The 15,445-nt window shown below is 50.3% G+C and carries 11 protein-coding genes; 2 read left to right on the top strand and 9 right to left on the bottom strand.

The window, feature by feature from the left end:
• Positions 1–27 precede the first annotated feature (27 nt).
• The 9 genes from DES37_RS08295 to serC all read right to left on the bottom strand — a co-directional run bounded on the left by DES37_RS08295 (position 28) and on the right by serC (position 12,063).
• Positions 28–1,251 carry a winged helix-turn-helix domain-containing protein gene (locus tag DES37_RS08295; protein WP_110025500.1) on the bottom strand — a complete coding sequence of 408 codons (1,224 nt, stop codon included), beginning with the start codon at positions 1,249–1,251 and terminating at the stop codon, positions 28–30.
• 35 nt (positions 1,252–1,286) lie between these two features.
• Positions 1,287–2,267, bottom strand: a complete 981-nt coding sequence (gene lpxK, locus DES37_RS08300) for a tetraacyldisaccharide 4'-kinase (protein WP_110025501.1) — start codon at positions 2,265–2,267, stop codon at positions 1,287–1,289.
• Entirely contained in the window at positions 2,264–4,012 is a 1,749-nt protein-coding gene (gene msbA / locus DES37_RS08305; protein ID WP_110025502.1) for a lipid A ABC transporter ATP-binding protein/permease MsbA, read from the bottom strand. The genes lpxK and msbA overlap by 4 nt, the downstream gene beginning before the upstream one ends.
• Before the next feature lie 38 nt (positions 4,013–4,050).
• A complete protein-coding gene (locus DES37_RS08310; protein WP_110025503.1) occupies positions 4,051–6,336 on the bottom strand; it encodes a DNA internalization-related competence protein ComEC/Rec2 in 2,286 nt (761 codons plus the stop codon).
• A 252-nt stretch (positions 6,337–6,588) separates the two neighbouring features.
• A complete protein-coding gene (gene ihfB, locus DES37_RS08315; RefSeq protein WP_036107772.1) occupies positions 6,589–6,873 on the bottom strand; it encodes an integration host factor subunit beta in 285 nt (94 codons plus the stop codon).
• Between the two features lie 87 nt (positions 6,874–6,960).
• Entirely contained in the window at positions 6,961–8,631 is a 1,671-nt protein-coding gene (gene rpsA / locus DES37_RS08320; RefSeq protein WP_036107757.1) for a 30S ribosomal protein S1, read from the bottom strand.
• A gap of 130 nt (positions 8,632–8,761) precedes the next feature.
• Positions 8,762–9,445: a (d)CMP kinase gene (gene cmk / locus DES37_RS08325; protein WP_064599982.1), complete on the bottom strand. Its 684-nt coding sequence runs from the start codon at positions 9,443–9,445 to the stop codon at positions 8,762–8,764.
• A gap of 161 nt (positions 9,446–9,606) precedes the next feature.
• A complete protein-coding gene (aroA, locus tag DES37_RS08330; protein ID WP_036108716.1) occupies positions 9,607–10,890 on the bottom strand; it encodes a 3-phosphoshikimate 1-carboxyvinyltransferase in 1,284 nt (427 codons plus the stop codon).
• Positions 10,891–10,974: 84 nt separating this feature from the next.
• Positions 10,975–12,063, bottom strand: coding sequence for a 3-phosphoserine/phosphohydroxythreonine transaminase (gene serC, locus DES37_RS08335; protein ID WP_110025504.1), 1,089 nt, complete (start codon positions 12,061–12,063; stop codon positions 10,975–10,977).
• A 319-nt stretch (positions 12,064–12,382) separates the two neighbouring features.
• Here serC and ycaO point away from each other — a divergent pair, with 319 nt between their 5' ends.
• Both ycaO and focA read left to right on the top strand, forming a co-directional pair.
• Positions 12,383–14,152 carry a 30S ribosomal protein S12 methylthiotransferase accessory factor YcaO gene (gene ycaO, locus DES37_RS08340; protein WP_110025561.1) on the top strand — a complete coding sequence of 590 codons (1,770 nt, stop codon included), beginning with the start codon at positions 12,383–12,385 and terminating at the stop codon, positions 14,150–14,152.
• A 393-nt stretch (positions 14,153–14,545) separates the two neighbouring features.
• Positions 14,546–15,403, top strand: a complete 858-nt coding sequence (gene focA, locus DES37_RS08345; RefSeq protein WP_036107749.1) for a formate transporter FocA — start codon at positions 14,546–14,548, stop codon at positions 15,401–15,403.
• The last annotated feature ends 42 nt before the right edge of the window (positions 15,404–15,445 follow it).

The raw sequence follows: 15,445 nt of genomic DNA on the forward strand, positions 1-15,445 counted from the left end.
TCAGCATACCATAATTGGCTTTGAAGGTTAGTTGGTTTGCATGTTCCGCGTTTTCAGGCTGGCAAGCGCTGGCGGCACCTGGCCAAGAGTTATCTGTGTCGCTCCTTGCCAATTGGCAAAATCAACCAATGCCTGCCAGACACCCTGTTCCAGGTGCTGGCTACTGCGAACCCCCTCTTCCAGCCACAGAGCCATCACTTCCAGCACGCCAGTTTTGCGGTGCATTTTGGCATCCATGCGCCCGACAATCTGCCCACGGTGCAAGACAGGCAGTACGAAATAACCGTACTGTCTTTTTGGTGCAGGTGTATAGCATTCAAGCCGGTATTCAAACTGGAATAACTGTGAGGCCCGACGCCGGTCCCACACTACCGGGTCAAATGGAGATAATACCGTTGAGTGAGTGGCATTAAGGGTATCCTGTTCAGCCTGAGGCAACAGGGGCAGCAGGCTGTTATCAAGCCACATGGTTCCGAGGTCTTCCACTTCAACTTGCGTAACCGCCTGCTCACCCAGCCAGCGGTCTGTTACTGTGTTTGCCTGAATATTTTTAAGCCGGTAGTAATCGGCAAGCCAGGCCGGTTTAAAAATACCGAGACACCGGGCACTACGTGACAGCATCACACTTTCGGCTTCACTTTGGGTTAAGCCATGTTGCGCATCATCCCACCCGGGCATGATTCTGTGTGTCAGGTCATAGACCCGCTGGAAATTATGGCGTGACGCCACCATCACTTTCCCGGCAGTGAATAAACCTTCCAGGTGCCGCTTGTGTGGTTTCCACTCCCACCACCCGCTTTGCCCGGGCCTGGGGTGAGCAAAATCAGCAGCACGGACGGGACCATTTTCAGCCATCCACGCCAGTAGCTCAGCAATCTCCTGCTCATGGGTTGCCATCCACTCAGCGGAATACTTCCAGCCCATCTTATGTGGGTTAAGCATCCGGTGACGTATCAGTGCAAAGTCTTCTTTCGGCAAGAAACAGGCCTCATGTGCCCAGTATTCAATCAACTCACCGCGGGACAGTGACTCTTCAAGCCAGGGGAATGGGAAACTCCCTAACCTGCTGAACAGCACAATCCACGGACTGCGGGCAACAATATTAATCGTATCTATCTGGAGCAAGGCCATTTGGCGAATGGTTGTGAGAATATCAGCAGGAACTGCACGCTTACGTGGCTTTTTCAGCAACCCTTGAGCGGCAAGGTGCAAATTGCGGGCTGCTTTACGGGAAAGATAGACCTGAGACATATCGCTCCTTATTAGTCAGAAGATGGCGACTACCTTCAGGATGCCAGCTTAATTATCTCCTGCAGAAGTTTGCCAGCACCAGGTCCGTGCATTTGCGCATCAACCGGCAAGTACCACCAATTGCCCTGGGCAAAATGACGGCATTTCACGGCATCTTTTTCAGTCATGATCAGATGCTGGTGGCTACCCTGTATACTTTCGACCTGCTCACGGTTAAGCGCCTGGTGATCCGGGAGTGAAACACGTTTTACCAGTTCCGCCCCCTGCTGTTCAAGTGTGGTAAAAAAGCGAGGTGGGTGACCAATCCCGGCCATTGCCACTAAATCTTCCAGTGTGGCTACCGGCGTTTCTTCCCCGGTAACCAGATTAACAGCTAAACCCGGAGCGAGTTGCATGGCAATTTCCCCGGGCTTTGGCTGGCCACCATTAACAATAACGGCATCCACCGTTTTCAGGCGGGAAGAGCGTTCGCGCATCGGGCCTGCGGGCAGCCACCAGCCATTGCCAAAGCGGCGCACACCGTCGACAACCACAATCTCTTTATCGCGCCCCAGCGCATAATGCTGCAGGCCGTCATCGGTCACAACAACCTGGACTGACGGATTTCGGGCCAATAAAGATTTAACTGCCTCACTGCGCTGTGGCGCTACTGCAACCGGCGCTCCGGTGCGCTGATAAATCAGAACCGGTTCATCACCCGCCTGTGCTGTTGCAGTATCCGGGCCGACAAGCAGAGGATAATGGGCAGATTTACCACCATACCCCCGGGACACCACGCCAACGCAAATCCCCTGTTGCTGCAATTGCTCCACCAGCCATATCACTACCGGGGTTTTACCGTTTCCCCCGGCAGTCAGGTTACCCACCACTACAACAGGTACCGGGGCCTTCCAGACTTTGCGCAGCCCAATGCGGTAACTGAGCCGGATGCAATAGCTTACCAGCCCATATAGCCAGGATAGTGGCAACAACAACCGCCAGAGTGGTGATTCACCAGACCAGATACGGGAAATCATTCGCCAAATTGCATCCGGTGAAGTTGAGCATAAACACCCGCTTTTTCGATCAGGACACGGTGTGCACCGCGTTCTACAATGCGCCCGTCTTCTACCACAATAATTTCATCTGCCTGTTCAATAGTAGACAAGCGATGTGCGATCACCAGCGAGGTACGGTTTTTCTGCAGTTCATCCAGTGCAGACTGGATAGCCCGCTCAGATTCAGTGTCCAGTGCAGAGGTGGCTTCATCCAGAATCAGTATTGGGCTATTGCGCAGCAGCGCCCTGGCAATAGCAATACGCTGACGCTGACCACCAGAGAGTAACACGCCATTCTCGCCAATCACCGTATCCAGCCCGTTGTCCATCTTATTGATGAAATCCATCGCGTAAGCCATTTTTGCAGCCTGTTCGATATCTTCACGGGTGTACTGCCCGGAACGGGCATAGGCAATATTATTGGCGATGGTATCGTTGAATAAATGTACATTCTGCGAAACCAGCGCAACCTGGTCACGCAATGATGCCAGGGTATATTCACGGATGTCGTGCCCGTCAATTATGATTTGCCCATCGTCGATATCGTAAAAGCGCGTGATTAAACTGGCGATAGTAGACTTACCAGAGCCAGAACGCCCCACCAGTGCAACCGTTTTCCCAGATGGAATAGTCAGGCTGATATCACGCAAAGCAGGCACATCACGACCTGGATAAGTAAAGGTCACATTGCGGAATTCAATGTCGCCAGTTGAACGCTCGATCACTTTAGTGCCGTCGTCTTTTTCCTGCTCACTGTCCAGAATGGAGAACAGTGTCTGGCAGGCGGCCATCCCACGTTGAAACTGTGAGTTCACGTTTGTCAGGGATTTTAGCGGACGCATCAGTGCAATCATTGAAGAAAACACGACGGTGATAGTCCCGGCAGTCAGGTTTTGCATAACACTTGGGAAACTTGCCGCATACAGAACGAAGGCCAGAGCAAGGGAAGCGATTAGCTGAATCAACGGGTCTGAAATGGACGATGCTGAAACCATTTTCATCCCTTGCTGACGCATACGGTTACTGACTTTATTAAACCGTTCGCGTTCAACCTGTTGCCCACCAAAGATCAGCACTTCTTTATGCCCTTTCAGCATCTGCTCCGCGCTGGTCGTGACCTGCCCCATAGTGTTCTGCATGCTTTTACTGATACTGCGAAAGCGCTTAGAGACGACACGAATAGCCATGGAGACAATAGGAGCCAGCACAATGAGGATCAGGGATAACTGCCAGCTGTAGTAAAACATCATGATAAACAGGCCAATAATGGAGGCCCCTTCACGAACCACTGTAATAAGCGCGCTGGATGATGAAGAAGCAACCTGCTCCGAATCATAAGTAATGCGCGACAACAATGTGCCCGTAGATTGTTTATCAAAAAAGGAAACGGGCATCCCCATCATATGGTTGAACAGACGACGGCGCATGTTCATTACCACTTTACCGGAAACCCATGAAATACAATAACTGGACACATAACTGCTGATACCACGAAGCAGCATCAGGCCAATGACCACCAGCGGCATCCACATCAACACGGAACGGTCTGTCTTACCAAAACCATCGTCCAGCAGTGGTTTCAGTAGCGATAACATGAAAGTATCGCTGGCCGCGTTGGCCACCAACGCAACACCCGCCACAATCAGACCTAATTTGAACGGAGCAATAATCGGCCAAAGCCGCCGGAAGGTCTGTAAGGTGGAGAGATCTTTATCGATATGCATTCAATATTAACCAGCACTTGTTGAAATAGCCGCATATTCTACCTGTTATCTGGCCTCACGCCAAACCAGCGTTGATACCAGGGGGTGAAAAAGCGGGCCCGATGCGCAGAAATCCGCCAGCCTGTTGATGAGAAGCTCACACTAACCTGGCCATGCAAAGCGGTGTCGTACCACTGGTAGCTATGCTGCTGGTAACGTTCAATAACCGCAGGAGATGGCATATTCCATGGGTTATAACGTGCAACTGACGCAAGTGCCACAGAGCCTTCAGCCCGCCCGACAAAACGTATCCCGGAAGAGCTTTTGCTGCCATGGTGTGGCACCTGCACGACATCAGCTTTCATGGACGCCGGGTGTTTGGTCAGCAATAATTCAGCTGGCAGCTCAAGGTCTCCCGTTAGCAACACCCGATGAATACCATCACTCACAAGAACAACACATGAGCGGTTATTCTCGCTTCCCTGATATTGTAATGGGGGCCAGACAACATCAAAAGACAGCCCCTGCCATTGCCATTGTTTGCCCTGATAACAATGGCGCCCCCCGGCCCTCGGGGTGTTATGCCATTGGGTTATCCCCGGCCATTGCGCCTGAATTGACGCCAGCCCGCCATTATGGTCCGTATGCTCATGGCTGATAACCACACCCTCTGGCACCAGGTTATGCCAGGCAAGCCAGGGTAAAATGACCTGCTGCCCGGTATTCCCCCCTTCCCACCGGTTACCCGTGTCATACAGAAAAGCATAGCCGTTACGCTCAATAACCATTGCCAGCCCGTGGCCGATATCCAGCATATGTACCCGCCAGCCATTATGGTGGTGACGCAACCACCAGGGCGCGCATAACACCGCGACCAGCGCAGCACAGGTAAACGGGGAAGTTCGTAACCAGTGAAATCGCATAATGACCAGCATGCACCAGGGCAGAAAGGACATTGTGCTCATCCGCCAGTCCACGGGTAACCAGCCTTTTGGCAGCCCGGCCAACACCCAGAACAATGCAGCCAGCAATGTATCCACACATTGCCATATCAAACCTGGAGCCAGCACACTATTTGCCAGCACACTATTTGCCAGCACAATATCAGCCAGAACCCCAAGAAAAATCAGCGGGACAACCAGAAATGTCACCATGGGTACAGCAATAAGATTAGCAGGAAGCGAAGTGAATGATATCCCGTGGAATAAAGGAACCTGTAGTGGCAATAACAGCAGGCATGCCCCAAGTTGCAGGTGAACCAGAGCAGCACAAAAATGCGCTGCCCGGTATTTTTTTACCCCGTAGAAAGGTAACCACTGGCACCAAAAAATAAGTGCACTGACAGCAAAGGCTGATAGCCAAAAACTGTCGGAAAGCAGTGTGAGTGGGTCAAATAACACTACACAGGCAAGACACACCACCAGAACATCCCACGCGCCCCATTGGCGCTGGTATAAGCGAATTCCCCCCCAGGTGCCCAGTGCAATAAGGCTGCGTACAGCGGGCGGGTTGCCGCCACTCAACCAGGTATACCCTGCTGCACAAGCGATACTGGCAATAATGGGAAAAGACGGGCGAATCCAGAGGGCTGGCAAGAAAAACTGAATTAGCCGCGCCAACAACCAGCCAGCACCCCCCGCCTGTGCAATATGTAACCCGGATATCGCCATCAGATGTGCGGTTCCAGTCTCCCGCAATATTTGCCTGACACCTGCCTGCATGTTTCCGCGCTCGCCAAAAGCCAGTGCGTGAATGACGGCATCCCACGCTAAATGCGCAGTCTGTTGCTCTACACGGCGAATTAACGTTGCGCGCCGTGAACAAGAGGCGTTGATAAGCTGAACGTCTGCCATTCGGCCCGATAACACAAATCCACTTGCCATTGCCGCCCGTTGCCGGGAGTAACCACCCGCATTATATTGCCCATGCACTGCTCTTAATGTGCTGCTGACTTGCCAAAGCTGGCCGGAGCAAAGTTGTGACTCAGGTAACTTGCCATACAGTATAACGCCTGGTGGAAACTGCCTTTTTTTGCCCCCCCACTGCACTATTTTACCGTGATGGCGTTCTCCTTGTGTGCGGGTAATTTGGACCACCATACTCTCCCGCTTCCCACTCATTTCGGCCAGGGTAATTAACGCAGATTGCGCATGAACCAGCGCCCAACTCAATGCCAAAGCACCACAGGCGCAATAACGCCACACCATATAGCGAGCGCGGCAGAGCACCCACCCACCAGCGCAAATCAGTATGAGAGCAAACCAGAGTGGTGGGATGACAGGTAACCAAAGAAGTGGGCTTATACCTGCCAGGATCCAGAAACTGAGTTTGGGTAATTGCAGCACAATGTTCTCCTTGTGCTGCCAGTTTGCCGCTGCTGGCAGAAAAACCCAGTGCCAGTCACAATTTCCTGGGGGCGCTTTACGGAATAACTCGCGCTTGCAGTAACAGGGGGGATTTGGTGCGAGGCTCGCTGCAGAAACAGCATGAAGAACCCAGGCTCAACGCCGGGCAGGACCAATGGCGGTAACAAACAGATAAAACAAACGGCACCCTGAGGTGCCGCCTGTGCGAACTAATTAAGCCTGTAAGGCAAATCAGCCATAAATATTGGCGCGGTCACGTAGCTCTTTGCCTGGTTTGAAGTGGGGAACATATTTTCCTTCCAGATCCACTTTATCGCCAGTTTTAGGATTACGCCCGGTGCGTGGTGCGCGGTAATGCAATGAGAAGCTGCCAAACCCCCGGATTTCAATACGCTCCCCCTGCGCGAGGGTAGAAGCCATATGTTCCAGCATTTCTTTAACCGCATCTTCTACAGCCTTGGCTGGAATATGAGATTGCTGGCCGGCAAGTCTTTCTATCAATTCTGACTTGGTCATGTTTCCTCCGGTTTCCATCAGGAAAAATGTTTACAGCTACATTGAACAAGGGCGGCCGAAGCCGCCCTGATTAAGCAGAAAGGTCGATTACTCGCCTTTAGCTGCTTTAAACGCTTCAGCCATTGCGTTAGAGAAGTTGCCGTCTTCTTGTTTGTTAACAGAAGCAATTGCATCTTTCTCGTCAGCTTCGTCTTTCGCACGAACAGACAGGCTTACTACGCGGTTTTTGCGGTCAACGCCAGTGAACTTCGCTTCAACGTCATCACCAACGTTCAGAACCAGAGTAGCATCTTCAACGCGGTCACGGGAAGCTTCAGAAGCACGCAGATAGCCTTCAACGCCATCAGCTAATTCAACTGTAGCACCTTTTGCGTCAACTGCAGTGACTTTACCAGTCACGATAGCGCCTTTCTTGTTCACAGCAACGTAGTTGTTGAACGGATCTTCAGCCAGTTGTTTCACACCCAGGGAGATACGTTCACGTTCTGCGTCAACCTGCAGAACAACAGCGGCGATTTCGTCACCTTTTTTGTACTCACGTACAGCTTCTTCGCCTGCAACGTTCCAGGATATGTCAGACAGGTGAACCAGACCGTCGATGCCACCGTCCAGGCCGATGAAGATACCAAAGTCAGTGATAGACTTGATTTTACCTTCAACGCGATCGCCTTTGTTGTGGGTTTCTGCGAACTGCTGCCACGGGTTAGCCTTGCACTGTTTCAGGCCCAGGGAGATACGACGACGTTCTTCGTCGATATCCAGAACCATAACTTCAACAACATCACCAACGTTAACAACTTTAGACGGATGGATGTTTTTGTTAGTCCAGTCCATTTCAGAAACGTGTACCAGACCTTCAACGCCTTCTTCGATTTCTACGAAGCAGCCGTAATCAGTCAGGTTGGTTACACGACCGGTCAGTTTAGTACCTTCCGGATAACGTTTAGCGATAGCAACCCACGGATCTTCGCCCAGTTGTTTCAGACCCAGAGATACACGGGTACGTTCACGGTCGAATTTCAGAACTTTAACAGTGATTTCATCGCCAACATTCACGATTTCGCTCGGATGCTTAACGCGTTTCCATGCCATATCAGTGATGTGCAGCAGACCATCTACACCGCCCAGATCAACGAATGCACCGTAGTCAGTGAGGTTCTTAACGATACCTTTAACTTCCATGCCTTCCTGCAGGTTTTCCAGCAGTTGATCACGTTCAGCGCTGTTTTCAGATTCGATAACGGCACGACGAGAAACAACAACGTTGTTGCGTTTCTGATCCAGCTTGATCACTTTGAATTCAAGCTCTTTGCCTTCGAGGTGCAGAGTGTCGCGAACAGGACGTACGTCAACCAGTGAACCTGGCAGGAACGCACGAATGCCGTTCAGCTCAACAGTGAAGCCGCCCTTGACTTTGCCATTGATAACACCAGTAACAGTGGCAGCTTCTTCGTATGCTTTTTCCAGCATCAGCCATGCTTCGTGACGTTTTGCTTTTTCACGAGACAGTTGGGTTTCGCCGAAGCCGTCTTCTACTGCATCCAGAGCAACGTCGACTTCGTCACCAACCTGGATTTCAAGTTCGCCCTGGGCATTTTTGAACTGCTCAGCCGGAATGGCAGACTCAGATTTCAGACCGGCGTCAACCAGTACTACGTCTTTGTCGATAGCAACAACAACGCCACGAACGATGGAACCCGGGCGGGTTTCGATTTCTTTCAGGGACTCTTCAAAGAGTTGAGCAAAAGATTCAGTCATGTTGATAATCTTCAGGATCTTCTATTTAACGTCCACCTGGCTCCATGCCGGATGGGGTTGTTTAACATGCCCGCGAACACTCCATTGCCGCAGGTACTACAATTCTGATGCTTGCGCAAAAACAGGAAGTTTACACACTCCCCAGTTTTTCACGTGCATATTCCAGCGCCTTTTCAATCACTTGCTCGATGCTCATCTGGGTTGAATCCAGTAATAATGCATCCTGAGCGGGTACCAAAGGCGCGACAGGCCGGTTGCGATCACGGTCATCGCGTTCTTTTATCTCGGCCAAAAGGCGTTCAAAGTTAACACTAAACCCTTTATCCTGCAACTGCCGCATACGGCGCAAAGCACGTTCTTCCGACGAAGCATCAAGGAAAATTTTAACAGGTGCGTCAGGAAATACCACTGTTCCCATGTCCCGGCCATCCGCAATCAGACCTGGCGCTTCACGAAATGCACGCTGGCGGCGCAATAATGCTTCGCGCACGCGGGGAAACGCAGCAACCTGGGAGGCCGCACTGGCAACTTCCTGAGTACGGATTTCACCACTGACATCTTCGCCTTCCAGCACCACTTCAAGGTTGCCGTTGACAGACAAAAAGCGAACATCCAGATGCGCAGCCAGCGGAACCAACGCTTCTTCACTGGAAGTATCGACATGATGATGTAACGCGGCCAGTGCGAGGACACGGTAAATCGCACCGGAATCCAGTAAATGCCATTGCAATGCTTCAGCCATCGCTTTACACAGAGTTCCTTTACCCGCGCCACTTGGGCCATCGATGGTAATTACGGGAACGTGTGGCGTCATAGTATTCTCCTTCGTAACGAGTGACAGGCCGTTAGCATAAACGCCGCGCATTATACGCCGCATCGCCGCAGACTGTTACCCTCAGGAGAAAATAACGCGTTTTTTGAGAATGGGCCTGCCAGAAGAAGTATGTGCCACCACTTTGGCGGCACATATTATTATCAGGCTAATTCGCTGATACTGGCCAGGCGTTCGAAGTAATCAGGGAAGGTTTTCGCCGTACATTTGGGGTCAAGGATAGTCACTGGCGTATCAGACAACGCAACCAGTGAGAAACACATTGCCATACGGTGGTCATTGTATGTCCCAATTTCCGCAAAGGTCAGTTGGGCTGGTGGGGTGATTGAAATAAAATCATGCCCTTCTTCCACTTCAGCACCTACTTTACGTAATTCTGTAGCCATAGCCGTAAGGCGATCAGTTTCCTTCACACGCCAGTTGTAAATATTGCGCAGTGTGGTGGTACCCTGCGCAAATAACGCGGCGGTCGCAATCGTCATCGCGGCATCGGGAATATGGTTCATGTCCATATCGATGGCATGGAGTTCACGGCGGGTACAGGCAATAAAATCATCGCCCCAGGTTATTTCAGCCCCCATTTTTTCCAGCACATCTGCAAACCGGATATCCCCCTGAACACTGTTGCGGCCAATACCGGTAACTTTAACAGTTCCACCTTTAATGGCAGCTGCAGCAAGGAAATAAGATGCCGAAGATGCATCCCCTTCGACCAGGTATTTACCCGGAGACTGGTAAGTTTGCCCGCCACGAATAACAAATGTTTGATATTGCTGGTTTTCGACCATCACACCAAAAGTCTGCATCAGGTTCAGCGTGATATCAATGTAAGGCTTAGAAACCAGTTCACCCTTAATAGTAATGACGGTGTCCTGAGCGGCCAGCGGAGCAGTCATCAATAATGCAGTAAGGAACTGGCTGGAAACGCTGCCATCCACTTCCACCTGGCCCCCAGAAAAACCACCCTGAATATGCAGCGGTGGGTAATTTTCCTGCTCAAGGTAGGAAATTTTGGCTCCGCCCTGGCGCAGGGCATCGACCAGGTGCCCAATCGGGCGCTCTTTCATGCGTGGTTCGCCTGTCAGCACAATGTCATTGTTGCCAAGGCACAATGCTGCCGCTAATGGGCGCATTGCTGTACCCGCATTTCCCAGAAAAAGTTCGAGAGCATCGGCGGATTTCAGTGGGCCACCCAAACCAGTCACTTCACAATGGGTACGGTCAGCAGACAACTTATATTGCACACCCAGTGCGCTAAGCGCATTGAGCATATGGCGTACATCATCGCTGTCCAACAGGTTTGCCAGCGCCGTGGTGCCTTGCGCCAGTGCAGCCAGCAACAATGCACGGTTAGAGACACTTTTAGAACCTGGCAGGTTAATGGTTCCGTCTACCCGGGCGATGGGTTGTAACGTCAGGGATTCCAGCATGGAGGTAAAGCTCTCAACAAAAAACAAAATAAGCAGAAACCCCGCACCAAGCGGTACGGGGCAAGGAATTAAACACGATGATTAACCGTGGCGGCGTTCAAAATCCACCATAAAATCAGTCAGTGCCTGTACGCCAGCCAGTGGCATTGCATTGTAAATAGAAGCGCGCATGCCCCCCACTACACGGTGGCCTTTCAACGCATGCAGCCCGGCTGCGAAGGATTCTTCAAGGAACAAAGCATCCAGTTTGCTGTCCGCCAGTTGGAACGGAATATTCATACGAGAACGGTTTGAAGCAGCGACATCGTTGCGGTAGAAATCGCTGTTATCAATCACACCGTAGAGTAAGTCAGACTTCTGCTGATTCACTTTATCCATTGCAGCCACGCCACCCTGCTCTTTCAGCCATTTGAAGACCAGGCCTGCAAGGTACCAGGCGAAAGTAGGCGGTGTATTAAACATGGAGTCATTCTCGTTCAGAACGGAATAGTCCAGAATAGACGGGCAGGCTTTACTGGCTTTACCCAGCAAGTCTTCACGCACGACAACCAGAGTCAGGCCAGCAGGGCCGATATTTTTCTGCGCACCAGCATAGATAACGCCATAACGGCTGACATCAATAGGACGAGACAAAATGGTTGAAGAGAAATCCGCTGCAACCACAACATCCGGGCCAAAATCAGGCGTTTCATCAATGGCAATACCATCGATAGTTTCATTGGGGCAATAGTGCAGATAGGCCGCGTTGTCGGACAATTGCCAGTCACGCATTGGGATAATCGCACGTTTGCCATCAACAGTGACTTTCGCATCAATCACATTGGGGGTGAGGTATTTTTTGGCTTCTTTTACTGCGCTACTGGCCCAGTAACCGCCATCGACGTAATCCGCAGTGGATTTATCACCCAGAATGTTCAGCGGTACGCCTGCAAACTGGCCACGACCACCGCCGTGACAGAAGAGAACCTTATAGTTGGAGGGGATTTGCAACAAGTCGCGAAAATCCTTCTCTGCTTCTTCAGCCACCTGAATAAATGGTTTACCACGATGGCTGACTTCCATTACTGACGTGCCGAGCCCTTGCCAGTCGCACAATTCTTGTTGTGCATGACGAAGTACATCTACCGGCAACATTGCCGGGCCAGAACTAAAGTTATAGACCTGAGTCATTTCCCCTCACCACATAAAAGCAATCGTTTTTTCCTGTGACTCCGGTTTTATCACTCACGTGGCAATGCTGCAATGGTTATTCCAGCAGGCCAGATAACATCAGACCAGCACTGGTCGGCAGATTACTCGGGAAAATACTGTATGACTGATAATTTTATCTTTTTATTTGTCACACCCGTGACGCAATCAGCATGTTATAGATGAGTAAACTTTTTGTGTTCATACTCAAGATGATTTCCTTGCGCTGTGGCATATCCGTAGCACAGGAAAAGGAAAAAACGTATCATTGCGCCCTTTTCGTACGAACAAAGTGGACACCATGACTCAAACTTATATTCCCGGCAAAGATGCCGCCCTGGAAGACTCTATCTCCCGCTTCCAGCAAAAATTGACCGATCTGGGGTTCAATATTGAAGAAGCCTCATGGCTTAATCCTGTTCCTCATGTCTGGTCTGTGCATATTCGCGACAAAGACTGTGCACTGTGTTTTACCAATGGGAAAGGTGCAACCCGCAAGGCGGCTCTCGCTTCTGCGCTGGGGGAATATTTTGAACGCCTTTCCACCAACTACTTTTTCGCTGACTTTTGGTTAGGCGACACCATCGCTAATGGGCCTTTCGTTCATTATCCCAACGAGAAGTGGTTTCCTCTGCCGGATGATGATGAATTACCTGAAGGGATCCTCGATACACACCTGCGTGCCTTTTATGATCCGGATCAGGCACTGACTGCCAGCCAGTTGGTTGACTTGCAATCCGGTAATGGCGACCGGGGAATCTGCGCTCTGCCTTTCACCCGTCAGTCCGACGACCAGACGATTTACATCCCAATGAACATTGTTGGTAACCTGTATGTTTCTAATGGGATGTCAGCAGGCAACACCCGGTATGAAGCGCGTGTTCAGGGTTTATCTGAAGTATTTGAGCGCCATATTAAAAACCGTATCATTGCCGAGTCTATTAGCCTGCCAGCTATTCCTGATGAGGTAATGGCTCGCTACCCGGGCGTGGTGGAAGCCATTGCCAAACTGGAAGCGGAAGGTTTCCCTATCTTTGCATATGACGGCTCTCTGGGTGGAAAATACCCGGTCATCTGTGTGGTGCTGTTTAACCCGGCTAATGGCACCTGTTTTGCTTCATTCGGTGCGCACCCAGACTTTGGTGTTGCACTGGAACGTACCGTTACTGAATTACTCCAGGGCCGCAGCCTGAAAGATCTCGATGTCTTCACCCCACCAACATTTGATGATGAAGAAGTGGGTGAGCACGCCAACCTGGAAACACACTTCATCGATTCCAGCGGTTTGATCTCCTGGGATCTGTTTAAAGATGATGCTGATTACCCGTTCGTCGACTGGTCATTTAAAGGCACCACCGACGAAGAATTCGCCACGCTGATGGCTATCTTCCAGACTGAAGGCAAAGAAGTCTACATCGCCGATTATGAACACCTTGGGGTTTATGGGTGCCGTATTTTGGTTCCGGGGATGTCTGATATCTACCCGGCTGAAGATTTGTGGCTGGCGAACAACAATATGGGCAGCCATTTACGGGAAACTATCATGTCGTTGCCTGGCAGCAGGCTGCAACCGGAAGAATATCTGGCACTGATTGAGCAACTTGACGACGAGGGTCTGGATGATTTCACCCGTGTGCGTGAGTTGTTAGGCCTGGCGACTGGCAATAAAAATGGCTGGTATACCCTGCGTATTGGTGAGCTGAAAGCGATGCTGGCACTGGCCGGTGGGTCTTTGGAGCAGGCGTTAATCTGGACTGAATGGACAATGGAATTCAACGCATCCATATTCAGCGCAGAGCGCGCTAACTACTACCGTTGCCTGCAGACATTATTGTTGCTTGCACATGAAGAAGAGCGTGACCCGGCGCAATATCAGTCCGCGTTTACTCGCATGTACGGTGCAGAAGCACTGGCTCATGCTCAGGCGGCACTATCAGGTGAATCAGCCTTCTACGGCCTTCCTGTGATAGATAAAGACCTGGAAGCCTTGCCCGCACACCAGTCATTACTGGCAGCCTACCAAAAGCTACAAAAAGCTAAACAGCTCTGGTGGAGTGAGCAGGATAAATAATGCTTTTGCCTGTAGGCGCAGCGATAACGAAAGGCTATATTACGGGGCAACTTTTTTGCCCCGCTTTTTTATTGTGCTAATTCCTATTAATATGTAGCACATTGGTTAATATTGAGTAACCAAAATATATCCTCACAGAATAATATGTAACTAATCTGACTTATTTATGGCAGATTCTTTAACGCGGATCAGGGGGTTTTAAAAGAAAATTCAAAACTATTTGTAAAATTTAAAAAAAATTTTTATCATTGAATTCATAACGTTATGCCGTTTTCCGCAAGAATCCATGTGGTTTTCGGGTCTATTACACTGGCGGGTTATGATCCATATCAAATTCTACTCTATAATGCTTTGTTAGTATCATCTCGCCGAATTAATTAAGAGAGAGTTAGTGTGAAAGCTGACAACCCTTTTGATCTTTTACTTCCACCTGCCATGGCAAAAGTTGCCGAAGATGCAGGTGTTTATAAAGCAACTAAACATCCGCTAACAACTTTCTATTTAGCGATTACTGCGGGTGTCTTTATCTCAATTGCGTTTGTCTTTTATATAACCGCAACCACTGGCACCGCAGGTATGCCGTTCGGTGTTGCAAAATTGATAGGCGGGGTGTGCTTCTCATTGGGGCTTATCCTGTGTGTCATTTGCGGCGCGGATCTGTTTACTTCAACCGTGTTAATTGTTGTTGCTAAGGCAAGCGGGCGCATCACCTGGGGTCAACTGGCCCGTAACTGGTTAAATGTTTATGTCGGTAACCTCGTTGGTGCACTACTCTTTGTATTGCTGATGTGGCTGTCCGGTGAATACATGACCGCTAATGGTGCCTGGGGGTTAAATGTACTCCAGACCGCAGACCATAAATTACATCATACTTTTGTTGAGGCTGTTTGCCTTGGCATCCTGGCAAACCTGATGGTCTGTCTGGCTGTTTGGATGAGCTATTCTGGTCGTAGCCTGATGGATAAAGCGTTCATTATGGTATTACCGGTAGCGATGTTCGTCGCAAGTGGCTTCGAGCACAGTATTGCAAATATGTTCATGATCCCGATGGGAATCGTGGTTCGTAACTTTGCCAGCCCGGAATTCTGGTCTGCTGTTGGCCTGACTCCGGAACAATTTCCTCATCTGACTGTGATGCATTTCATCACTGATAATCTTATCCCGGTAACAATAGGTAACATTATTGGCGGTGGCTTGTTAGTTGGATTGACGTACTGGGTAATTTACCTGCGTGGCGGCGACAAGCATTAATGTCAATGCTAAGCAGTAAATAAGAAATCCACATTAGAAGGT

This window comes from Mangrovibacter plantisponsor, from assembly GCF_003182475.1.
Classification (GTDB): Bacteria; Pseudomonadota; Gammaproteobacteria; order Enterobacterales; family Enterobacteriaceae; genus Mangrovibacter; species Mangrovibacter plantisponsor.